The sequence below is a fragment of the Nocardioides abyssi genome (genome assembly GCF_030412915.1).
In the GTDB taxonomy this organism is placed as follows: domain Bacteria; phylum Actinomycetota; class Actinomycetes; order Propionibacteriales; family Nocardioidaceae; genus Nocardioides; species Nocardioides abyssi.
The window spans coordinates 905,675-927,972 of record NZ_JAUHJR010000001.1 but is presented as its reverse complement, the minus strand read 5'-3'; the positions used below and the strand labels follow the sequence as shown (position 1 = coordinate 927,972).

General features: G+C 73.4%; 21 protein-coding genes. 4 read left to right on the top strand and 17 right to left on the bottom strand.

The annotated features are described in order from the left end of the window. Positions 1-14 precede the first annotated feature (14 nt). The 6 genes from lepB to rpsP all read right to left on the bottom strand — a co-directional run bounded on the left by lepB (position 15) and on the right by rpsP (position 4,043). Positions 15-839, bottom strand: a complete 825-nt coding sequence (lepB, locus tag QWY29_RS04560; protein WP_300959474.1) for a signal peptidase I — start codon at positions 837-839, stop codon at positions 15-17. Positions 840-887: 48 nt separating this feature from the next. Beyond that, positions 888-1,241: a 50S ribosomal protein L19 gene (gene rplS, locus QWY29_RS04555; protein ID WP_300959473.1), complete on the bottom strand. Its 354-nt coding sequence runs from the start codon at positions 1,239-1,241 to the stop codon at positions 888-890. A gap of 186 nt (positions 1,242-1,427) precedes the next feature. Continuing rightward, positions 1,428-2,594 (bottom strand): tRNA (guanosine(37)-N1)-methyltransferase TrmD, encoded by a 1,167-nt coding sequence (gene trmD / locus QWY29_RS04550; RefSeq protein ID WP_300959472.1) that lies wholly within the window; start codon positions 2,592-2,594, stop codon positions 1,428-1,430. A gap of 7 nt (positions 2,595-2,601) precedes the next feature. Next, the gene (gene rimM, locus QWY29_RS04545) at positions 2,602-3,150 is read right to left on the bottom strand and encodes a ribosome maturation factor RimM (RefSeq protein ID WP_300959471.1); all 549 of its coding nucleotides are present in this window, start codon (positions 3,148-3,150) and stop codon (positions 2,602-2,604) included. Positions 3,151-3,255: 105 nt separating this feature from the next. Beyond that, positions 3,256-3,495: an RNA-binding protein gene (locus QWY29_RS04540; RefSeq protein ID WP_166190033.1), complete on the bottom strand. Its 240-nt coding sequence runs from the start codon at positions 3,493-3,495 to the stop codon at positions 3,256-3,258. Positions 3,496-3,500: 5 nt separating this feature from the next. Beyond that, positions 3,501-4,043 (bottom strand): 30S ribosomal protein S16, encoded by a 543-nt coding sequence (gene rpsP, locus QWY29_RS04535; RefSeq protein ID WP_300959469.1) that lies wholly within the window; start codon positions 4,041-4,043, stop codon positions 3,501-3,503. 180 nt (positions 4,044-4,223) lie between these two features. Between rpsP and QWY29_RS04530 the strand changes: the two genes are divergently transcribed. Both QWY29_RS04530 and QWY29_RS04525 read left to right on the top strand, forming a co-directional pair. Next, positions 4,224-4,868, top strand: a complete 645-nt coding sequence (locus tag QWY29_RS04530) for a hypothetical protein (RefSeq protein ID WP_300959468.1) — start codon at positions 4,224-4,226, stop codon at positions 4,866-4,868. A gap of 117 nt (positions 4,869-4,985) precedes the next feature. Then, positions 4,986-6,485 carry an ABC transporter substrate-binding protein gene (locus QWY29_RS04525; RefSeq protein WP_300959466.1) on the top strand — a complete coding sequence of 500 codons (1,500 nt, stop codon included), beginning with the start codon at positions 4,986-4,988 and terminating at the stop codon, positions 6,483-6,485. Here the strand turns inward: QWY29_RS04525 and QWY29_RS04520 are convergent. Genes QWY29_RS04520 through ffh form a run of 3 tightly spaced genes read right to left on the bottom strand, consistent with a single transcriptional unit; the run spans position 6,482 to position 9,531 of the window. Then, the gene (locus QWY29_RS04520) at positions 6,482-7,564 is read right to left on the bottom strand and encodes an amidohydrolase family protein (protein WP_300959465.1); all 1,083 of its coding nucleotides are present in this window, start codon (positions 7,562-7,564) and stop codon (positions 6,482-6,484) included. The two genes, QWY29_RS04525 and QWY29_RS04520, sit on opposite strands and share 4 nt — an antisense overlap. Before the next feature lie 21 nt (positions 7,565-7,585). Beyond that, complete coding sequence (locus QWY29_RS04515) at positions 7,586-7,957, bottom strand: NYN domain-containing protein (RefSeq protein ID WP_300959464.1); 372 nt, start codon at positions 7,955-7,957, stop codon at positions 7,586-7,588. Further along, positions 7,954-9,531: a signal recognition particle protein gene (gene ffh / locus QWY29_RS04510; protein WP_300959462.1), complete on the bottom strand. Its 1,578-nt coding sequence runs from the start codon at positions 9,529-9,531 to the stop codon at positions 7,954-7,956. Before ffh ends, QWY29_RS04515 begins: the two co-directional genes overlap by 4 nt. Before the next feature lie 130 nt (positions 9,532-9,661). Between ffh and QWY29_RS04505 the strand changes: the two genes are divergently transcribed. Further along, entirely contained in the window at positions 9,662-11,866 is a 2,205-nt protein-coding gene (locus QWY29_RS04505) for a carbon starvation CstA family protein (RefSeq protein ID WP_300959461.1), read from the top strand. After that, entirely contained in the window at positions 11,863-12,063 is a 201-nt protein-coding gene (locus QWY29_RS04500) for a YbdD/YjiX family protein (protein ID WP_300959459.1), read from the top strand. Before QWY29_RS04505 ends, QWY29_RS04500 begins: the two co-directional genes overlap by 4 nt. A gap of 128 nt (positions 12,064-12,191) precedes the next feature. Here the strand turns inward: QWY29_RS04500 and QWY29_RS04495 are convergent, their stop codons facing one another. The 8 genes from QWY29_RS04495 to smc all read right to left on the bottom strand — a co-directional run bounded on the left by QWY29_RS04495 (position 12,192) and on the right by smc (position 22,240). Continuing rightward, positions 12,192-14,405, bottom strand: coding sequence for a [protein-PII] uridylyltransferase (locus tag QWY29_RS04495; protein WP_300959458.1), 2,214 nt, complete (start codon positions 14,403-14,405; stop codon positions 12,192-12,194). A gap of 19 nt (positions 14,406-14,424) precedes the next feature. After that, the gene (locus QWY29_RS04490) at positions 14,425-14,763 is read right to left on the bottom strand and encodes a P-II family nitrogen regulator (RefSeq protein WP_300959456.1); all 339 of its coding nucleotides are present in this window, start codon (positions 14,761-14,763) and stop codon (positions 14,425-14,427) included. Positions 14,764-14,872: 109 nt separating this feature from the next. Further along, a complete protein-coding gene (locus QWY29_RS04485; protein WP_166190015.1) occupies positions 14,873-15,211 on the bottom strand; it encodes a P-II family nitrogen regulator in 339 nt (112 codons plus the stop codon). Then, positions 15,208-16,521, bottom strand: a complete 1,314-nt coding sequence (locus QWY29_RS04480; RefSeq protein ID WP_300959455.1) for an ammonium transporter — start codon at positions 16,519-16,521, stop codon at positions 15,208-15,210. Before QWY29_RS04480 ends, QWY29_RS04485 begins: the two co-directional genes overlap by 4 nt. 225 nt (positions 16,522-16,746) lie before the next feature. Then, the gene (gene ftsY, locus QWY29_RS04475; RefSeq protein ID WP_300959454.1) at positions 16,747-17,928 is read right to left on the bottom strand and encodes a signal recognition particle-docking protein FtsY; all 1,182 of its coding nucleotides are present in this window, start codon (positions 17,926-17,928) and stop codon (positions 16,747-16,749) included. Between the two features lie 61 nt (positions 17,929-17,989). After that, positions 17,990-18,166, bottom strand: a complete 177-nt coding sequence (locus QWY29_RS04470; RefSeq protein WP_300959453.1) for a hypothetical protein — start codon at positions 18,164-18,166, stop codon at positions 17,990-17,992. 61 nt (positions 18,167-18,227) lie between these two features. Beyond that, positions 18,228-18,680 carry an acyl-CoA thioesterase gene (locus QWY29_RS04465; protein WP_300959452.1) on the bottom strand — a complete coding sequence of 151 codons (453 nt, stop codon included), beginning with the start codon at positions 18,678-18,680 and terminating at the stop codon, positions 18,228-18,230. Beyond that, positions 18,677-22,240: a chromosome segregation protein SMC gene (gene smc / locus QWY29_RS04460; protein ID WP_300959451.1), complete on the bottom strand. Its 3,564-nt coding sequence runs from the start codon at positions 22,238-22,240 to the stop codon at positions 18,677-18,679. Before smc ends, QWY29_RS04465 begins: the two co-directional genes overlap by 4 nt. Between the last annotated feature and the right edge of the window lie 58 nt (positions 22,241-22,298).

Genomic DNA, 22,298 nt, shown 5'->3' with positions numbered 1-22,298 from the left:
GGTTCCCGAGGGGGTCAGGACGGGTCGGGCACGTCCGCGAACGCGTCGGGACGCCCCACCCAGTCGAATCGGTCGGTGGGCCAGAGCAGCACGAAGACCTTGCCGACGACGGAGTCGACCGGCACGTACGGGTTCTTCGTGCAGTCGGTCTCCTGCTCGGGCAGGCAGAGGTGAGCGCTGGAGTCGGCGGAATGGCCGCGGTTGTCGCCCATGACGAACAGCTGCCCGTCGGGCACCGGCCCGGCCGACCAGCTGCAGTTGCCGGTCATCGGGCCGCGGCAGTCGATGCCCTTCTCCCGCTTGACGTAGGCCTCCTCGTTCAGCGGCTTGCCGTTGACCGAGATGCGCCCCTTCTTGTCGCAGCAGGTGATGGTGTCGCCGGCGACGCCCACGACGCGCTTCACCAGGTGCCCGCCGGTCGGGTAGAGGCCGACCTTCGCCATCAGCGACGTGATCGCGTTGGTGGGCTCGCCCTGCTCGGAGTCGCTGAGCCAGCTGCCCGGGTCCTCGAAGACGACGACGTCGCCGCGCTCCGGCCCGTCCCCGAACCAGTAGGAGACCTTCTGAACGAGGATCCGGTCGTCCTTGACAAGACCGGGCTCCATCGACTCCGACGGGATGTAGAACGCCTGCACGAACAGCGCCTTGATCACCACGGCCAGCACCAACGCGATGCCGAGCAACAGGATCGTCTCCTGCCACACGGGCAGGTGCTTGCGCTTCTTCTTCCCGTCCGTGCCGGCGGCGCCGGCGGCTGCCGGAGACGACGAAGACCGCGACCCGTCCGTGGTGCCGACGGTGTCGTCGGCGGGATCGAGGTCGCGGTCTTCGGTGGTCACGCGCAGAGTCTAGGGAGGAGGTGTCCGAGCCCTGGACCAGGCCGGGACTCAGGCCTCGCGGCGCTCCTTGATCTTCGCAGCCTTGCCGCGGAGGTTGCGCAGGTAGTACAGCTTCGCGCGACGGACGTCACCGCGGGTGACGATCTCGATCTGCTCGAAGATGGGGCTGTTCAGCGGGAAGGTGCGCTCGACGCCGACGCCGAAGGAGACCTTCCGGACGGTGAAGGTGCGACCGATGCCGGAGCCCTGGACGCGGATGACGACGCCCTGGAAGATCTGGACGCGGGACCGGTTGCCCTCGACGACCTTGACGTGGACCTTGATCGTGTCGCCGGCGCGGAAGGCCGGGACGTCGTCGCGCTTGACGCTGTTGCCGAGCTCGGCCACCAGGTTGTTGGTCATGACTGCTCCTCGCGAGTGCCACAGGTCAGCCGCGGTGATCGTTGGGTAGCGGTGCGGGTGGCGCAGTGCTGGTGGCCGGCGGCGCAGGACTCCCCCTGTGGCAGGAGCCCGACGCAGACCCCCCGTGCGTTCCTCGGAGCGGTCCTTCGGCCGACTGGGCCGGTGGATCAGTCTGCCACAGCCGCCTCAGCAGCCAGAAATCCGCTGACCGGCCCGTTTGGTCATCCGGACGACCCCCGGCTCGAGCTCGCCGGCGTGCCGGTAGCCGGCCTTCTTGTAGATCCGCTGGTTGCGCGCGCTGCCGGCCCCCGTGAACAGCTCGTACGCCGCCACGCCGGCCGGCGCCGCGGCCTCGACCGCCGCGAGGAGCCGCCGGCCGAGCCCCCGGCCACCGAGGTCGGGCGCGACCATCAGCCGCCCGACGTACCACGTGGTGCCGTCGTCGGAGAGCGAGCCGCGCACCGCGCCGACGAGCCGGCCACCGGCCCGCGCGACGAGCACGTGGTCCCGCGCCAGCCAGTCGACCAGCTCGTCGTGGGTCTCGTGCAGCGCGGGGATCCGCAGCCCGGGGTTGTCCTGCTGCTCGCTCACCCAGCTGGCGCGCTGGAGCACGAACAGCTCGGCCGCGTCGGCCGGCTGCGCCAGCCGCACCTCGATGCCGTCGAGCACCTGCGAAGGGTGGGCCAGGTCGGGCCGGCGCTCGGCCGTGCGGCGGACCGCCTGGTCGTGGCGCCACGCCGCGATCGCGCCGTGGTCGCCGGAGAGCAGGACCGGCGGGACGTCGTGGCCGCGCCAGGAGGCCGGCTTGGTGTAGACGGGGTGCTCGAGCAGGCCGCCCTCGTGGGACTCCTCGACCAGCGAGGCGGCGTTGCCCATGAAGCCCGGCAGCAGCCGCACGACCGCCTCGGTGATCGCCAGCGCGGCGACCTCTCCCCCGTTGAGCACGTAGTCGCCGATCGAGACCTCGCGCACCTCGGTGACGGTCCGCGCGTGGTCCAGCACGCGCTGGTCGATGCCCTCGTAGCGACCGCACGCGAAGACCAGCCGCTCGCGGGTGGCGAGCTCGTGCGCGAGCGCCTGGGTGAACGGCTCGCCCGAGGGGGTCGTCACCACGACGGTCGCGCCCTCGAGGCCGAGCTCGTCGAAGGCCTCGCCGAACGGCTCGGGCTTGAGGACCATGCCGGCGCCGCCGCCGTACGGGGTGTCGTCGACGGTGCGGTGCCGGTCGTGGGTCCATTGCCGCAGGTCGTGCACGTGCACGTCGAGCAGGCCCGAGGCCACCGCCTTGCCCGGCAGCGAGAGCTGCAGCGGGGCGAGGTAGTCGGGGAAGATCGTCAGGTAGTCCAGCCGCACGGCCGGCTCACGCGTCCTCGGGCAGCGGCGTCACGAGGCCGGGCCGGTCGGCGACGACGACGCGGCCGCCCTCGAGGTCGACCTCGGGCACGAGCGCCTTGACGAACGGCACCAGCGTGTCGCGCCCGTCGGGGGTGCGGATGGCCAGCAGGTCCTGCGCGCCGCCGTGGACCAGGCCGGTGACCGAGCCGAGCTCCGCCCCCTCGAGGTCGTACGCCGCCAGGCCGACCAGCTGGTGGTCGTAGTACTCGTCGGGGTCGGCGGGGGTCTCGTCGACCGGGACGGTCGCGTGGAGCACGATGCCCCGCGCGGCCTCCGCCGCGTTGCGGTCGCCGATCTCCTCGAACGCGACCAGCAGCGTGGTCTGGTGCCAGCGCGAGCTCGCGACCGTCAGCGCCCGCAGCGGCGACGCGGAGCCCCGCGGCGGCTCGGCGCGCAGCCGCGAGCCCACGGCGTACCGCCGCTCGGGCTCGTCGGTGCGCACGTCGACGGTCACCTCGCCGCGGAGGCCGTGCGGCTTCCCGATGCGTCCCACGACGAGCTCGATCGTCTCCACTGCTCTCCTCGTTGCTGGTGTGCGGCTGGTCCTACCAACCGGAATGACGGACGGGTGCCGCTCCCCGCAGGGAGCGACACCCGTCCAAAAGAACTGTTGACCCGGTCAGCGCCGGTCGACGTCGACGAAGTCGATCCGCGCACCCTCGCGCCCGGCGAGCGCCGAGACGACGGTGCGGAACGCCGAGGCCGTGCGGCCGCCGCGACCGATCACCTTGCCGAGGTCGTCGGGGTGCACCCGGACCTCGAGGACGGACCCGCGGCGCAGCTGCTTGTCCCGGACGACGACGTCGTCGGGGTTGTCCACGACGCCGCGGACCAGGTGCTCGAGCGCGTCGGCCAGCATCGGGCTCAGGCCTGCTTGTCCGCGTCAGGACGCTCGGGGTCGGCGTCCGACGTGGTCTCGGCGGTCTCGACGGCCTCGGCCTCCTCCGTCGCACCCTCGGGGGTCTCGACGCCGGGGGTCACGTTGGCCTCGGGGGCCGCGGCGGTCTCGGTGGCCTCGGCCTTCTTGGCGGACTTCTTGGTGACGGCGTCACCGCGAGGCTCGCTCTGGGCCTCCTTGAGCGCCTCGTTGAAGGCCTCGAGCTTGTCGCGCTTCGGCTCGGCGTGACGCAGGGTGCCTTCGGCGCCCGGCTCACCCTTGAACTTCTGCCAGTCGCCGGTCACCTTGAGGATCGCCGCGACGGGCTCGGTCGGCTGCGCGCCGACGCCCAGCCAGTACTGCGCCCGCTCGGAGACGACCTCGATGTACGAGGGGTCCTCCTTGGGGTGGTACTTGCCGATCTCCTCGAGGACGCGACCGTCGCGCTTCTTGCGCGAGTCGACGACGACGATGCGGTACTGCGGCACCCGGACCTTGCCCAGGCGCTTCAAACGGATCTTGACGGCCACAGCTGTGGTGTCTCCTCAGGATGTCGTGTGTGGTGAGGTGCACCGCCACCAGGTGGGGACCGGGCCGGGCTCCTCGGATGGGTCTCGCGGCGCCCGGGTGAGAGGGTCCGGGCGCGCAGGACTCAGCGGGGAAGTCTGCCAGACCCGCGCACGGGCGGCGAAATCGGGCATGGTCGCCCCATGACCAATCCCCCGGCGCCCCCGCCCCTCCCACCGTACGCCGCCGGGCCGGCGGGTCCGGTCGGCCCCGACCTGCGCCGTCCCCGGCCGAGCGGCTGGTGGTTCGTGGTGGGCGGCGCGCTGCTCCTCGGGGCCGTCGCGGCGGGTGTCGGCCTGCTGGTGTGGACGCTTTCGTCCTTCATGGAGACCGACGCGACCGTCCCCGCCGACGGCACCGCCCACCCGGTGGTGGCCGGGACGGACGGCGACCGCGTGCTGTGGTTCCCCGCCGGCGTGCCGGTCTCGTGCGACGTCGTCGACACCGGTGCGGGCGACGGCGCGGGCGACGGCGCGGGCGACGGCGCAGCCGCGGGCGGCGAGATCCCGCTGGGGCCGGTGACCGGGACCTTCGAGAAGTCCGACGGCGACGGCGACTGGTTCGCGGCCCGGCGCTTCGACCCCGGCTCGGGCGAGCTGGACGTGACCTGCACCAGCCCGGGGGCGCAGCCGGACGTGCAGGTCGGGCCGGCGCCCGACATCGGCGGGTTCCTCGGCTCGATCGCGCTCACGGTCGGCGTGCCTCTCGTGCTCGGCCTGGCCGGGCTGGTCGTCCTGCTGGTGACCGCGGTCCGGTGGGCCACGGGCCGGCCGCGCGACGCGGCCTGATCCGGCTCGCTGCGGACGACGACGGGCCGTCCGGACATTTATCGGCGCTGGTGCAGGTAAGTAGTGACATACGTCACCCTCGGGTCTAGCGTGCCCAGGGTGGCGAGGACACATGGGGTGACCACGACAGGAGCACGGGCCGCGACGGCCGCGCTCGGGGCGGCGCTCGCGCTGGTGCTGGCGGGCTGCGGGTCGCAGGTCGCGCCGGCGACGGTCTCGCAGGTGACCGGGACCGGGGCGCTGGCACCCGGCGCGGCCGGGCCCGACGACGCCGGGACCGGGACGGGCACGGACCCGACGGGCGTGACGGGCGGAGGGCCCATCGACACCGGTGCCGGCTCCGCGGCCGGGTCCGGTGACGTCTCCAGCGGTGGCACCACCAGCAGCGGCACGGGCTCCGGACCGGGCGGCGCCAGCGGCGGGGGTGCCGGCGGAGCCGCGGGCGAGGGCGGTCCCCCGGCCGCCGATCCCGGACAACAGGGCAGCTGCGACGGCTTCGCCAACACGACCGGCGTCACCGACGAGGCGATCACCCTCGCCAACGTCTCGGACATCTCCGGCCCGGTCCCTGGGGTCTTCCAGGCCGCGCAGGACGGCGCGCGGGCGTTCGCGGCGTACTTCAACGCCACCTCCGACATCTGCGGCCGCGCGATCGAGGTCATGGCGCTCGACAGCCGGGCGGACTCGGCCGCCAACCAGGTCGCCTACACCAAGGCCTGCGACGAGGCGTTCGCCGCGGTCGGGTCGATGTCGGTCTTCGACGACGGCGGCGCGGCGACCGCGCAGGGGTGCGGCCTGCCCGACCTGCATGCCCTCTCGGTCTCCCAGCAGGTCTTCGAGTGCGACACCTGCTTCGGGACCGCCGCGGTGACCCCGGACCTCCAGCCGCTCGCGGTGCCGCAGTACCTCCGCACGACCTACGGCGCCGCCGCGGACAAGGTCGGCGTGCTCTACATCAACGTCGGCACCGTGCCGCTCGCCTCGAAGCGGCTGGCCGAGGCGTGGGAGAAGGGCGGCCTCGGCGTCGACTACGTCCAGGCGATCGACGTCGCGGAGTTCAACTACGCCCCCTACGTCCAGGAACTGAAGAACCGCGGCATCGAGCTGGTCACCTACGTCGGCCCCTACCAGCACACGATCCGCATGCAGCAGGCGATGCAGCAGCAGGGCTACCGGCCGAAGGCGTTCATCCAGGACCAGACGATCTACGACCAGACGTACGTCGAGGAGGCGGGCGCGGCCGGCGAGGGCACGCTCGTCTACACCACGACCGCGCTGCTCGACGACCTGCGCAACAAGGAGGTCGCGCTCTACCGCTCGTGGCTCGAGCAGGTCCGCCCCGGCGCGGTCGCGACGATCTACGGCGCCTACGCCTGGTCCGCGACCCGGCTCTTCGTCGAGCAGGCCAACCGGCTCGGCGGGAGGCTGACGCGCGCCTCGCTCGTCGGGGCGCTGCGCAAGGTCTCCGGCTGGACGGGCAACGGCCTGCACTCCCCCCAGCAGGTCGGGTCCAAGCGCAGCGGGGACTGCATGCGCTTCATCCAGCTCGACGGCGGCCGGTGGAAGCAGGTCTCCTCCGGTGACTACGTCTGCGGGGACCTGGTGAAGGTCTCCTAGGCCGGCGCCGCGCCGACGACCTGCCCGCGCAGGACGACGCAGGCCGGCTCCCACAGCGCGCTCGGGTCGGCGACCGGGTCCCGGTCGTAGACGACGAGGTCGGCGCTCGCGCCCTCCTCCAGCCCGGCGAAGCCGAGCCACTCCCGCCCGCGCCACGAGGCCGCGGCCACGACGTCGGCGGCCGGCAGGCCCAGCTCGACCATCGCCTGGACCTCGCCGGCGAGCCAGCCGTGGCGCTGCGCGCCGCCGCCGTCGCTGCCGACGTACAGCGGCACGCCCGCCTCGTGGGCCGACATCAGCACCTCGCGGCGGCGGGCGAAGAGGTCCTCCATCGTGGCGGCGTACGTCGGGAACTTCGCGCGGCCCTGCTCGGCGAACTCGGGGAACTTCGCGGTCTGCATCACCGTCGGCACCAGCGCCACCCCGCGCGCGGCCATCTGGTCGAGCTGGTCGACCGAGAGGCCGGTGCCGTGCTCGATGCAGTCGATGCCGGCGTCCAGCAGGCCCTGGAGCACGTCGCGGCCGAAGCAGTGCGCGGTGACCTTCGCGCCCTCGGCGTGGGCGGCGGCGATCGCGTCGGCGAAGGCGTCGGCCGGGAACGACGGGGCGAGGTCGCCGGCGTCCCGGCTGATCCAGTCGCCGACGACCTTCACCCAGCCGTCGCTGCCCCGGGCCTCGGTCGCGACGTACGCCGCCAGGTCGGCCGGCTCCACCTCGTGGGCGTAGTTCTTGATGTAGCGCCTGGTGCGCGCGACGTGCCGGCCGGCGCGGACCAGCCGCGGCAGGTCGTCGCGCTCCTGGACCCACCGGGTGTCGGCCGGCGAGCCGCAGTCACGCAGCAGCAGCGCCCCCGCGTCGCGGTCGGCCAGCGCCTGCGCCTCGACCTCCGACTCGTCGACCGCGCCGTGGTCCTCGAGGCCGAGGTGGTTGTGGGCGTCGACGAGCCCGGGGAGGATCCAGCCGCGCGCGACCGTCTCGGCCCCGGGCTGGGGCTCGTAGGTGACCGTCCCGTCCACGACGTACAGGTCGCGGCTCTCGCCGTCGGGCAGGACCGGTCCGGAGAACTTCAGCGCAGCCATGGCCCGACGCTAGCGGGCTGCTCAGCCGGTGAGGTCCAGCAGCCAGGAGGGCCCGACCGCGAGCGCGCCGACGCCCTGCACCCGCGCCTGCAGCATCCGGTCGGCCGTGACCACTGTGACGCGGTCACCGCGCTCCGCCGCGGTGCGAGCCTCGGCGAGGATCGTCTCGTCGCCGACGCCCTTGGCGTGCACGGTCCGCACGTGCGCGTCGCGCCCGGCCGGGACCCCGCCCTTGGCCGCACCCTCGAGCACGAGCACGACGTGCTGCTGCGGCACGTCGGCGACCAGCAGCCGCTCGTGCAGCCGCCGCGCCGCGCCGGCGCGGTCCTTCCACCACCCGTCGGGCCGGCTGCCGACGACGTTGGCGCCGTCGACGACGAGGACGGTGGTCACTTCAGGAACTTCGAGAAGTCCTTCGGCAGGTCCAGCGCGGCAGCGGCCTTCTCGTAGTCCATGTCCTCGCCGCCCGGCATGCCGAACGGGTTGGCGGCGCCGGCTGCGGCGGCCTTCTCCTTGTCCGCGGCGGCCTGCTGGGCGGCCTTGGCCGGGTTGCCGGAGCGCTTGGCGCCCTTGCCCTTCTTCGGCTGCGCCTTGGCCTTGCCCTTCTTCGGCCCGCCCAGGCCGGGCATCCCCGGCATGCCGGGCATCCCGGGCATGCCGCCGCCGCGCGCCATCTGCATCATCATCTTGCGCGCCTCGAAGAAGCGGTCGACGAGCTGGTTGACGTCGGAGACCTGTCGGCCCGAGCCCTTGGCGATCCGGGCCCGGCGGGAGCCGTCGATGATCTTCGGGTTGGCCCGCTCGGCCGGGGTCATCGACTGGATGATCGCCTGGATCCGGTCGATCTCGCGCTCGTCGAAGTTTTCCAGCTGCTCGCGGAACTGGCCCATCCCGGGCAGCATCCCCATGATCTTCGACATCGAGCCGAGCTTGCGGACCTGCTGCATCTGCTCGAGGAAGTCGTCGAGGGTGAACTCCCCGCCCTGGCCGCTCAGCTTGGCGGCCGCCTTCATCGCCTGCTCGGAGTCGAAGGCCTTCTCGGCCTGCTCGATCAGGGTCATCACGTCACCCATGTCGAGGATGCGCGAGGCCATGCGGTCGGGGTGGAAGAGGTCGAAGTCGGTCATCTTCTCGCCGTTGGAGGCGAACATGACCGGCTTGCCGGTGATCGAGGCGATCGACAGCGCCGCACCACCGCGGGCGTCGCCGTCGAGCTTGGTGAGGACGACGCCGTCGTACCCGACGCCGTCGAGGAAGGCCTGCGCGGTCGAGACCGCGTCCTGGCCGATCATCGCGTCGACGACGAAGAGCACCTCGTCGGGCTGCACGGCGTCACGGATGTCCGAGGCCTGCTGCATCAGCTCGGCGTCGACGCCGAGGCGGCCGGCGGTGTCGACGATGACGACGTCGTGCACGCGGCGCTTGGCCTCCTCGATCGAGCCGCGCGCGACGGCGACGGGGTCACCGACGCCGTTGCCGGGCTCGGGGGCGTAGACCGGCACCCCGACGCGCTCGCCGTTGACCTGCAGCTGCTTGACGGCGTTGGGGCGCTGGAGGTCGCAGGCGACCAGCATCGGGGTCTTGCCCTGCTCCTTGAGCCACAGCGCGAGCTTCGCGGCCAGCGTCGTCTTGCCGGCGCCCTGGAGACCGGCGAGCATGATCACCGTCGGGCCGGTCTTGGCGTAGCGCAGCCGGCGGGTCTCCCCGCCGAGGATCGCGACGAGCTCCTCGTTGACGATCTTGACGACCTGCTGGGCGGGGTTCAGCGCCTGGCTGACCTCCTCGCCGCGGGCACGCTCCTTGACCGCGGCCACGAACTCCTTGACGACCGGCAGCGCGACGTCGGCCTCGAGCAGGGCGATCCTGATCTCGCGGGCGGTGGCGTCGACGTCGGCCTCGGAGAGCCGGCCCTTGCCCCGGAGGTTCTTGAAGGTGTCGGCGAGCCGGTCGGAGAGGGTGGCGAACACGTGAATCCTGACGATCGGTGACGGGTACGACGGGTGGTCGGACAGCCAAATCCTAACCGGGCGACGTGGGTACCCACCGCCCGCTCGGCGTGCGAGGGTGAGCGCAGTCACTCGGGACAGGAGCACCAGCATGAGCACGACCACCGAAGTCTCCCCGCAGCCGGGACGGCCCACCCCCTCCTCGCCGCGCCCCGGCGCCCGGTCCGTCGTCCTGTGGAGCGCCGTCGCGCTCGTGGGGGCGGTCTGCTGGGCGGTCCTCGCGCTCTCCCGCGGCGAGGACGTCTCAGCGCTGTGGATGCTGTTCGCGGCGCTGTGCTCCTACGCGATCGCGTACCGGTTCTACGCGCGCTTCATCGCCCGCAGGGTGCTCGAGGTCGACGACACGCGCGCGACGCCCGCGGAGCGCCTCGACAACGGCGTCGACTTCGAGGTGACCGACCGCCGCGTGCTCTTCGGCCACCACTTCGCGGCCATCGCCGGCGCCGGCCCGCTCGTCGGCCCGGTCCTGGCCGCCCAGATGGGCTACCTGCCCGGGACGATCTGGATCATCGTCGGCGTCATCCTGGCCGGCGCCGTGCAGGACATGGTCGTGCTGTTCTTCTCGGTCCGCCGCGACGGCAAGAGCCTGGGCCAGATGGTGCGCGAGGAGATCGGCGTCGTGGGCGGCATCGCGGCGTTGATCGCGGTGTTCGCGATCATGATCATCATCCTGGCGGTGCTCGCGCTGGTCGTGGTCAACGCGCTCGCGGAGTCGCCGTGGGGCGTCTTCTCGATCGGGCTCACCATCCCCATCGCGCTGTTCATGGGCTTCTACCTGCGCTACCTGCGCCCCGGCCGGGTGCTCGAGGTGACCGCCATCGGCGTGGTCCTGCTGCTCCTCGCGATCGTCGCCGGCGGCTGGGTCGACGGGTCGGCGCTCGCCGACGACCTGACGCTGTCGAAGGAGACGCTGGTCATCTGCCTGGTCGTCTACGGCTTCGTGGCCTCTGTGCTCCCGGTGTGGATGCTGCTGACCCCGCGCGACTACCTCTCGACGTTCATGAAGGTCGGCGTGATCGCGCTGCTGGCCGTCGGCCTGGTCATCGCCGCACCGACGATCCAGGCCGAGGCGGTGACGTCGTTCGCCACCGACGGCGACGGTCCGGTCTTCGCGGGCAAGGTCTTCCCGTTCGTCTTCATCACGATCGCCTGCGGCGCCCTGTCCGGGTTCCACGCGCTGATCTCCTCGGGCACGACGCCCAAGCTGCTGGCCAAGGAGAGCCAGGTCCGGATGATCGGGTACGGCGGCATGCTGATGGAGTCGTTCGTCGCCATCAGCGCGCTCATCGCGGCGGTCGTCATCGACCAGGGCCTCTACTACTCGATGAACGCCCCGGCCGGCGCCACCGGCGGGACGGTCGAGAGCGCCGCGGAGTTCGTGGCGAGCCTGGGCTTCACGATCACACCCGACCAGCTCGCCGCCGCGGCGGCCGCGGTCGAGGAGGAGTCGCTGATCTCCCGCACGGGCGGTGCGCCCACGCTGGCCTTCGGCCTCTCGCAGGTCTTCTCCGAGGCGTTCGGCGGGGGGCTCCAAGCGTTCTGGTACCACTTCGCGATCATGTTCGAGGCGCTGTTCATCCTCACCGCCGTCGACGCCGGCACCCGTGTCGGCCGGTTCATGCTGCAGGACACCGTCGGCAACGTCTGGAAGCGGTTCGGCGACACCTCGTGGACCGTCGGGACGTGGATCGCGAGCGCCGTGGTCGTCGGCGCCTGGGGCTCGATGCTGTACGTCGGTGTCACCGACCCACTCGGCGGGATCAACCAGCTCTTCCCGTTGTTCGGCATCGCCAACCAGCTCCTGGCCGCCATCGCGCTGACCCTGTGCGTCACGCTCCTCATCAAGCACGGCAAGCTGCGCTGGGCCTGGGTGCCCGGCATCCCGCTCGCCTGGGACCTCATCGTCACGATGACCGCGAGCTGGCAGAAGGTCTTCTCCGACAACCCGGCGATCGGCTACTTCGCCCAGGCCGACCGCTACCGCGAGGCTCGGGACGCCGGCGACGTGCTGGCCCCGGCGACCGACGCGAGCCAGATGGACCAGGTCGTGTTCAACTCCACCCTCAACGGTGTGCTGCAGGCTGCCTTCGCGCTGCTCGTGCTCGTCGTCGTCGCGAACGCCGTCGTCATCTGGGTCCGCGCGGCCCGGGCCGGCGGTCTGCCGACCACCGAGGTGCCCCACACCCCGTCGCGGGTCGTCGCGCCCGCCGACTTCTTCGCCACCGCCGAGGAGAAGGAGGCGATGCGCGCCTGGGAGGAGTCCCACGGCGCCGAGACGGTCGGGGGACGGCGATGAGCGCCGGCGCCGCGGTCCGGGTGCGTCGCGCCGTCGACGGCGTCCGGTGGTACCTCCGGGAGGTCACCGGCGAGTCCCGCTGGGAGGCCTACCTCGCCCGGTGCGAGCGCGACGGCGTCGAGCCGATGACTCGCCGGGAGTACGAGCGGCACCGCACCGACCTGCGCGAGCACAACCCCCAATCGCGCTGCTGCTGAGCCGGTCGCGCTGCTGCTGAGCCGGTCGCTCCTGCGCCCGGGCTGAGGCCGCAGGCACCTCACCGGGTTTCGAGACAGGCGCTGCGCGCCTTCCTCAACCGGCCGGGTGGTTGAGAGCGGGTGCCGGGTCACTCCCCCGACAGGGCGGCGCGGACGGCGTGGGCGGCCTCGGCGGCGCGGCCGTCGGGCAGGGGGCCGGCGTCGGCCTCCTGCACGTAGAACACGTCGACGGCCTGGGGTCCGAGCGTGTCGACGTGGGCCGAGCGGACGGCGACGCCGAGCCCCGCCAGGGCGGCGCAGACCAGGTGCACCACGCCGGGCCGGTCGGTGGCCCGCACCTCCAGGACGGTCGAGCGCGCCGAGGCCTCGGGGCGTACGGCGACGGTGGGGGCCAGCACGTCGGGGCCGGCCGGCCGGAGGCGGGCGGTCGGGTCGACCGCCCCGGCGCGGACGGCGTCGTACCGCGTGCGGAGGACCGTGGCGTCCAGGCCCTGGGCGGCCACCTCGAACACCGCGACGGCGTGCTGGTCCTGCGCCCAGGCGCGGGCGGCGCGGACCGGCAGCCGCTGCAGCGCCAGCACCCCGGCCAGGTCGGCGAGCAGGCCGACGCGGTCGGGCGCGAGCACGGTGACCCGGGCCCCGTCGGCCAGCTCCTCGACGCGGAAGGACACCTCGCCGCGGCGCACCTCGCCCGGGATCTCGAGCTCGTCGGCGACGACCGGCGCCGGGGCGCAGCCCGCGTCGAGGGCGGCCCGCGCCCGGCCGGCGAGGTCGAGCACCAGGCCGGCACGCCAGGAGGACCACGCCTTCGGCGAGGTGGCCTTGGCGTCGGCCTCGGTGAGCGCGGTCAGCAGCGACAGCGCCTCGGCCGAGCCGATCCGCGAGGTGACCAGCTCGACGGTGGCCGGGTCGTCGGGGTCGCGGGTGGTGGCGGTCTCGGCGAGCAGCAGGTGCCAGCGCACGAGCGTGCCGACCAGGTCGACCGCCTCGTCGTCGAAGCCCATCCGGCGGGCGATGCCCCGGGCGATCGGCTCGCCCGCGACGCTGTGCTCGGTCAGGCTGCCCTTGCCGATGTCGTGCAGCAGCGCGGCGACCATCAGCACGTCCGGGCGCGCGACCGACCGGATCAGCCCGGACGCCTCGACGCAGGTCTCCACGACGTGGCGGTCGACGGTGAAGCGGTGGATGGCCGAGGCGTGCGGCAGCAGCCGGATCCGCTCCCACTCGGGCAGGACGGCGCCGAGCGCACCGGTCTCCTCCAGCGTCTCCCAGGTGTCGAGCAGGCCGTGGCCCGACGCGAGCAGCCGGACGAGCAGCCGGCGGGCCTCGGCGGGCCACGGGTCGGGCAGCGGCGCGCACTCGCGGGCCAGGCGGGCGGCGGTGGGCGGGGCCAGGACGACGTCGCGCTCGGCGGCCTCGGCGGCCGCACGCAGCAGCAGCACCGGGTCCTCGGCCGGGCGGGCACGGCGGTCCAGCACGACCTCGCCGCCGGCCAGGGCGACGCCCGGCGCGAGCGGGGTCAGGGCGGGCCGGCGCGCGCCGACGGCGGCCGGGCGGGCCAGGTAGTCGTCGACGCGGCGCCAGGTCAACCGGGACAGGTGGGTGATCCGGCGCCCCAGCTCGCGGACGTGCACCTGGGACGCGCGGGCGTCGGGCAGCTCCAGCCTGGTGGCCAGCTCGGCCCACATCTCGGGGGCCACCCGGTCGCTGGCGCGGCCGGCGACGTCCTGGACGAGGTCGCGGACGTCCAGCAGGGCCAGCCGCACCCGCTCCAGCTCGACGTGCGGCACGTCGACCAGCCAGGTCGCGACGAGCGCGCGGAGCACGGTGGCGTCGCGCAGCCCGCCCTCGGCCTCCTTGAGGTCGGGGACCGACACGTGCGCGAGCTCGCCGACCAGGTCGTGCCGGGCGCGGACGAGCCGCTGCACCTCGGGCAGCCGTTGACGGGCGCCGCGCCGCCACTGGGCGAGCATCGTGGTCCGCAGCCGCAGCGAGAGCCCGGGGTCGCCGGCCAGGTGACGGACGTCGAGCGAACCGAGCGCGACCTTCACGTCGGCCTCGGTCGCGGTCACCATCTCCGACAGGGCCCGCACCGAGTGGTCGACCTTCACGCCGGAGTCCCACAGCGGGTACCAGATCCGGCCGGCCACCTCCCCCGGGTCGACGCCCTCGTCGTGGACGAGGACGACGTCGAGGTCGGAGTGCGGCGCGAGCTCGGACCGGCCGTAGCCGCCGACGGCGACCAGGGCCATCCCGTGGTCCGGGCCGCCGGCCCCGTCGTAGGCCTTCTGGCAGAGCGCGTCGGCATGCTCGGTGCGGGTGGCGCGTTCGGCGGCGGTCACGGCGTCCTGGGGGTGGGGCTCACAGGGCCTCGTCGTCGCGCTCGCCGGTGCGCACCCGCAGCACCGAGTCGACGGGGGTGACCCAGACCTTGCCATCACCGATCTTGCCGGTCTGCGCACCGCGCTCGACGGCGGCGACCACCTCGACGACGTCGTCGTCGGCGACGACCACCTCGAGCCGCAGCTTCGGCACCAGCGCCACGTCGTACTCCGCGCCGCGGTAGACCTCGGTGTGGCCCTTCTGGCGCCCGTAGCCGCTGACCTCGCTGACCGTCATGCCCGTGACGCCGACCGACTCCAGGGCCTCACGGACCGCCTCCCACCGGTGCGGCTTGACGACCGCGGTGACGAGCTTCATGCGCTTCTCCTGTCGCGACGCTCCCCCGTCCGTGGGAGGTGCGCCGATCATGCCCGACGACGGCGACGGCCCGGCTCCCCCACGCGGGGTGAGCCGGGCCGTCGGTGGGTCACAGGGCGGCTTCGTCCTTGTCGCCGGTGCGGACCCGCACCACCGTCTCGACCGGGCTCACCCAGACCTTGCCGTCACCGATCCGACCGGTCTGCGCGGTCTTGACCACGATGCCCACGACGTCGTCGGCGTCACCGTCGTCCACCACGATCTCGATGCGGATCTTCGGCACGAGCGCGATGTCGTACTCCGCGCCGCGGTAGACCTCGGTGTGGCCCTTCTGCCGTCCGTAGCCGCTGACCTCGCTGACCGTCATGCCGGTCACCCCGAAGGTCTCGAGCGCCTCGCGGACGTCCTCCCACTTGTGCGGCTTGATGACCGCGGTCACGAGCTTCACGCGTTGGCTCCTTCCGTGCTCTTGGTCGCCGCCGCGAGGACGCCGGTCTTGCCGGCGCCGCCGCCGAAGCTGCTGGTGTGCAGGTCGTACGCCGACTCGCCGTGGGCGACCAGGTCGATCCCCTCGACCTCGTCGTCCTCGCTGATCCGCAGGCCGATCGTGTACTTGATGGCCAGGCCGATGATCGTGGTCAGGATGCCGACGTAGGCGATCGCGACGAGGACACCGAGGACCTGGTCGACCAGCGAGTCGATCCCGCCGCCGTAGAGGAGGCCGTCGATGCCACCGGCGCCGTCGGCGGTCGAGAAGACCCCGATCAGGACGGTGCCGACGATGCCGCCGACCAGGTGCACGCCGACCACGTCGAGGGAGTCGTCGTAGCCGAGCTTGTACTTCAGGCCGACGGCCCAGGCGCAGATGGCGCCGGCGACCAGGCCGATGGCGACCGCGCCCTCGATGTCGACCGCACCGGCGGCCGGGGTGATGGCGACAAGGCCGGCGACGATGCCCGAGGCCGCACCCAGGGAGGTCGCCTTCTTGTGCAGCAGCCGCTCGACGGCGAGCCAGCCGAGGATCGCGGCCATCGTGGCGAGGGTGGTGTTGGCGAAGGTGCGGCCGGTCTCGGAGAAGAACTGGGCCATGTCGGCCTCGGGGCTCTCGCCGCCGAAGACGATCGAGCCGACGTTGAAGCCGTACCAGCCCATCCAGAGCAGGCCCGCGCCGAGCATGGTCAGCGTCAGGTTGTGCGGACGCATCTTCTCCTTGGGGAAGCCCAGCCGCTTGCCGAGCAGCAGCACGAGCACGAGCGCCGCGATGCCGGCGTTGATGTGGACCGCGGTGCCGCCGGCGTAGTCCTGCGCACCGATGCGGCCGCAGATCAGCGAGTCGTCGGTGCAGGAGAAGACCATGTGGGCCATCGGGAAGTAGACGATGACCGCCCACAGCGGGATGAAGACGACCCAGGCCGCGAACTTCATCCGGCCCTCGACCGCGCCGCTGATCAGCGCCGCGGTGATGACCGCGAAGGTCATCTGGAACATCACGAAGACGTAGTCGGCGGTCTCGACGCCGTCGAGCCAGAACAGCTCGAACGGGTTGGCGAAGAACGTGCCGTCCCCGCCGAAGCCCATCGACCAGCCGATCGCGACGTAGATGATGCCGACGATCGCCGCGGCGACGAACGACATCATCATCATGTTCAGCACCGACTTCGACCGCGACATGCCGCCGTAGAAGAGTGCCAGCGCGGGCACGGTCATCATGAGGACGAACGCTGTCGCCACCAGCATGAACGCGTAGTAGCCGTCCACGAAACCTCCAGGTTGCTCTCGGGGAGGCGGCCCGTGCGTGCTCGACGTCGCTGTCCGGCGCGGGTCCACCTGTTGCCGAGAACACTCGGGGCGGGAGATTTCACGGTTCGCCGCCCGATGTTGCGAGCAGGAAACGAGTCCTGGAGTTTTGTTGCGGCCCGGTTACGGGCCGGGCGCGTCGCGTTTGCGGCGCCCGCCGGGCGTCAGCCGGCCGTCAGCCGGGCGTCAGCCGAGCAGCGCGTCGACGAACGCACCGGCGTCGAACGGCGCCAGGTCGTCCGCGCCCTCGCCGAGCCCGACGAGCTTGACGGGGACGCCGAGCTCGCGCTGGACCGCGACGACGATGCCGCCCTTGGCCGAGCCGTCGAGCTTGGTGAGCACGATGCCGGTGACGTCGACGACCTCGCTGAAGACGCGGGCCTGGATCATGCCGTTCTGGCCGGTGGTCGCGTCGAGGACCAGCAGGACCTCGGTGACCGGCGCCTGCTTCTCGATGACCCGCTTGACCTTGCCGAGCTCGTCCATGAGGCCGGCCTTGTTCTGCAGGCGGCCGGCGGTGTCCACGATGACGGTGTCGACGCCGCGGGCGACGCCCTCCTTGACCGCCTCGAAGGCGACGCTGGCGGGGTCGGTGCCCTCCGGGCCGCGGACGACCTCGACGCCGACCCGCTCGCCCCAGGTGGCCAGCTGCTCGACGGCGGCCGCGCGGAAGGTGTCGGCCGCACCGAGGACGACGCTGTGGTCCTCGGCCACGAGGATGCGCGAGATCTTGCCGACGGTGGTGGTCTTGCCGGCGCCGTTGACGCCGACGACGAGGACGACGCCCGGCTGGCCGTCGGCGCCGCTGACCTGCAGGCGGCGGTCCATCGACGGGTCGACGAGCGCGAGCAGCTCCTCGCGCAGCACGGTGCGGGCGTCCGCGCCGGTGCCGCCCTCGACGCGCATCCGGGTGCGCAGCCGCTCGACGAGCTCCTGGGTGGGCCCGACGCCGATGTCGGCGGTGAGCAGGGTGTCCTCGATCGACTCCCAGGTGTCCTCGTCCAGGCGGTCGCGGCTCAGCAGGGCGAGCAGGCCGCGGCCCAGGGCTCCCTGGGAGCCGGCCAGCCGCTGGCGCAGCCGGACGAGCCGGCTCGCGGTGCCCTCCGGCCGCTCGAGGGCCGGCGCCTCCTCGACCAGCGCCTCGGGGGTCTCCGGGAGCTCGACCTCGGGCTCGAGGGTCGCCGGCGGCGAGCTGAGCTCGACCGGCGGCTCGTCGGTCTCGACCGGCGGCTGGACGAGGACGTCGGTGTGGGTGTTCGGCAGCGGGCGCGGCCCCCGCCGGCGGCTGACGAGGAGGCCGGTGACCGCCGCGACGAGGCCGAGGCCGACGAGCGCGACGACGAGGATCAAGATGGCGAGGGCGTCCATGGTCGTCATCCAACCATCCGGGTCCGCAGCCCCCGAAACGCGCCGCGGACGGGTGGGTGGGTCAGTGGCGCCGGCCCGCGGCCGCCTCGTCCCGCTCGGGGTCGAGCACCGGCGCGCGGTCGGCGACGCGCTCCATGGCCTCGCCCAGCCAGGAGGCCTGCGGCACCCGGCGGCCGCGGTGCGGGAAGGCGACGAACGTCATCACGAGGCCCGCCACGACGAGGACGAAGAGCATCACCAAAGAGATCGTCAGCACTCCCCCTTGTTACCCCTGTGGCACCTGGGGCAACCACCCCGGGTCAGCGCAGCAGGGGGGTGGCTGCGTCGCGGATCACGTCGGGCATCGGCGTGACCGGGCGGGCCGGGTCGGTGTCGTCGACGTACACGTGGACGAACCGGCCCTCGGCCGCCGCCTCCTCGGAGTCGCCCTGGAACAGCCCGATCCGGTAGACGACCGAGGACGTGCCGACCTTGTCGCAGACCAGGCCCGCCTCGACCGGCGCCGGGAAGCCGATCTCGCGGAAGTAGCGGCACCCGGTCTCGGCCACGATCCCGATCTGCGGCAGCCGGCGGATGTCGAGCCCGGTCGCCTCGTAGAGGTGGGCGTTGACCGCGGTGTCGAACATCTCGTAGTACGTCGCGTTGTTGAGGTGGCCGTAGGCGTCGTCGTCGCGCCAGCGGGTCGTGATGGTCCGCCACGCCACGTAGTCGGCGCGGGTCGGCCGGCCCGGGCGGGCCTGCTCGGCGCTCATGCCGGCTCCGGCTCGCGCAGCCGCTGGCTGATGACGGCCGAGACGCCGTCCCCCCGCATCGTCACGCCGTACAACGCGTCGCCGACCTCCATCGTCCGCTTCTGGTGGGTGATGACGAGCAGCTGCGAGCTCTCGCGCAGCTCCTCGTAGATCTCGAGCAGGCGCCCGAGGTTGGTGTCGTCGAGCGCGGCCTCGACCTCGTCGAGGATGTAGAACGGCGAGGGCCGGGCCTTGAACAGCGAGACCAGGAAGCACACAGCGACCAGGGACCGCTCGCCGCCGGAGAGCAGCGAGAGCCGCTTGACCTTCTTGCCGGCCGGGCGCGCCTCGACCTCGATGCCGGTGGTCAGCATGCTGCCGGGGTCGGTCAGCACCAGCCGTCCCTCGCCGCCGGGGAAGAGCCGGGCGAAGGTGGCGTCGAAGGCGCGCTCGACGTCGGCGTACGCCTCGGTGAAGACCTGCTCGACCCGGGTGTCGACCTCGCGGACGATGTCGAGCAGGTCCTTGCGGGTCTTGCGGAGGTCCTCGAGCTGCTCGGTGAGGAAGCGGTGCCGCTCCTCCATCGCCGAGAACTCCTCCAGCGCGAGCGGGTTGACCCGGCCGAGCATCGACAGGGCACGCTCGGCGGCGCGCAGCCGCCTCTCCTGCTCGGCGCGGACGTAGGGCACCGGCTCGGGCTCCGGGTCGTCCTCGGCGGCGTCGGGCGCCGGCGCGACGGGGACGGGCACGTCGGGGCCGTAGTCGCCGACGAGCGCGTCGGGGGCCAGCCCGAGCTCCTCGACCGCGCGCTGCTCGAGCTGCTCGATACGCATCGTCTGCTGGGCGCGGGCCAGCTCGTCGCGGTGGGCGGAGCTGACCAGCTCGTCGTGCTCGCGGGCGAGGTCGCGCAGGCGGGTGCGCACCTCGCGCAGCTGCTCCTCGCGGCCCACCCGGGCCCGCTCGACCGCGACCCGCGCCTCCGCAGCGCGGGCCACCGACGTCTCGAGCCGGCTGAGCACGTGCGCCACCGCCACGCCGACCGCCTCGGCGGCCCGGCCCTCGCGCAGCAGCCGCTCGCGGCGCTCGGCCGCCTTGGCGCGAGCCTCGCGCTCGGCCCGGGCCGCACGGAGCAGGCCGTCGGCGCGGCCGTGCAGCGCCCGCGCCCGCTCCTCGGAGGTGCGCAGCGCGAGCCGCGCGTCCATCTCGCCCTGGCGCGCGTCACGGGCGGCGGCCACGAGCCGCTCCCGGTCCCCGGTGTCGGGCTCCTCGTCGGGGGCGTCCTCGGCGCTCGCCAGCCGGGTCTCGAGGTCCGCCAGGCCGGCCACGGCCTGCTCGCGGGCCTCCTGCGCCTTCGTGATCGCCTGGGCGAGCCGCTCGGCCTCGCCGCGGGCGGCCCGGGCCTGGGAGCCGTACTGCCCGAGCTCCTCGGCCACCGCAGCCAGCGTCGCGTCGGACTCGTGCAGCTTGGCCATCGCCACGTCGACGCGCTTCTGCGCCTCGAGCCGCTCGGCCTCCAGCCGGGAGATGTCGAAGGACAGCCGCTCCCCCGCCGCCGTCACCTCGGCAAGCTGGGCGGCGGCCTCGTCGACCGCGGCCTGCACCTCGATCAGGCTCGGCCGGCTGGTCGAGCCGCCGGCAGCCAGGTGGGCGGAGAGCACGTCGCCCTCGCGGGTGACCGCGGTGAGGCCGGGCAGGTCGGCGACCAGCGCGCGGGCGGCGGCCAGGTCGTGGACGACCGCGACGCGGTCGAGCAGCCGGTCGACCGCGGGGCGCAGCTCGGCCGGGCACTCCACCACGTCCGCGGCGTACGTCGCGTGGCCCGGCAGCGCGGGCCGGTTGCCGGCGGACTGGTCCGCCTCGGCGCCGGCGAGCACGAGGCCCGCCCGGCCGAGGTCCTCGCCCTTGAGGTGGGCGATCGCGTCGACCGCGGCGTCCGCACCGGTGACCGCGACCGCGTCGGCCGCCTGCCCCAGGGCCGCGGCGACCGCGGTCTCGAAGCCCGTGCGCACCGTCAGCAGCGCGGCGACCGAGCCGAGCAGGCCCGAGACGGTGTCGGTGGCGGCGAGCAGGGCGCCGGCGCCGTCCTTGCGGTCCAGTCCGAGCTCGAGCGCGTCCTTGCGGGCGGCGAGGGCGGAGCGGTCGCGGTCGGCCTGCTGGGCCGACTCGCGGACCTTGGCGAGCCGCTCCTCGATGTCGTCGAGCAGGGAGGTCGCGGCCTCGTGCTCGGCGTCGAGGCCCTCCTCGCCCGCGTCGAGCCCGGCGACCCTGGTCTCCAGGGCGGTGAAGTCGCGCTGGGCCCGGTCGGCGCGGGCGAGCGCCTCCTCGCGGGCCAGCGTCAGCCGGCCGACCTCCTCGTCGGCGGCGGAGGCGCGCGAGCGCAGCGCGTTGACCTGGCCGTGCAGCCGGGCGAGGCCCTCCCGGCGGTCGGCGGCGGCCCGTTGCAGAGCCGCGATCCGGCGGTCCTCCTCGGCGGCGGCGTCCTCGGCCGCACGGCGGGCGGCGACGGCCTCCTCCAGCGCGGTCCGGTGGCGGTCGACCTCGGCGGCGGTCCGCTCCTCGGTCTCCCGCATCCGCGCGGCCTCGGCCTCGAGCTCCTCGGGGTCGCGGCCACCGCGGTGCTCGGTCTCGGCGGTGCCGGCGGCGTTGCGGACCCGCTCGGCGGCCAGGGACTGGGTGCCGCGGAGCCGCTCGCGCAGCCCGGAGAGCGCGAACCAGGTCTCCTGCGCGGCGGCGAGCGCAGGCAGGTCCTCGCGGAGCGCTGCCTCGAGCGAGGACTCCGTCTCGCGGGCGGCGGCGATCGCGGCCTCGACCTGCTCGCGCCGCTGCGCCAGCTGGGTCTCGTCGGCCATCTCCTGCTCCAGCGCCGTACGCGCGGTGACCAGGTCGTCGGCCAGCAGGCGGGCGCGGGCGTCGCGGACGTCGGCCTGGACCGTCTGGGCCTTGCGGGCGACCTCGGCCTGGCGGCCCAGCGGCTTGAGCTGGCGGCGGATCTCGCCGATCAGGTCACCGAGCCGGTTGAGGTTGCCCTCGGTCGCGTCGAGCTTGCGGAGCGCCTTCTCCTTGCGCTTGCGGTGCTTGAGGACGCCGGCGGCCTCCTCGATGAACCCGCGGCGGTCCTCCGGGGTCGCGTGCAGGATCTGGTCGAGCTGGCCCTGCCCGACGATCACGTGCATCTCGCGGCCGATGCCGGAGTCCGAGAGCAGCTCCTGGACGTCGAGCAGGCGGCAGGTGCTGCCGTTGATGGCGTACTCCGAGCCGCCGGAGCGGAACATCGTGCGGCTGATCGTGACCTCGGCGTACTCGATCGGGAGCGCGCCGTCGGTGTTGTCGATGGTCAGCACGACCTCGGCGCGGCCCAGCGGGGGGCGGCCGGAGGTGCCGGCGAAGATGACGTCGTCCATCTTGCCGCCGCGCAGCGACTTGGCGCTGGCCTCGCCCATCACCCAGGCGAGCGCGTCGACGACGTTGGACTTGCCCGAGCCGTTGGGCCCGACGATGCAGGTGATCCCCGGCTCGAGCTGGAGCGTCGTCGAGGACGCGAAGGACTTGAACCCCTTGAGGGTCAGGCTCTTCAGGTACAACGGGGGCTCCCTACACCGGTCGGTCGTCGGCGCTGATGTCGGGGCGGCGGGTGGGCTG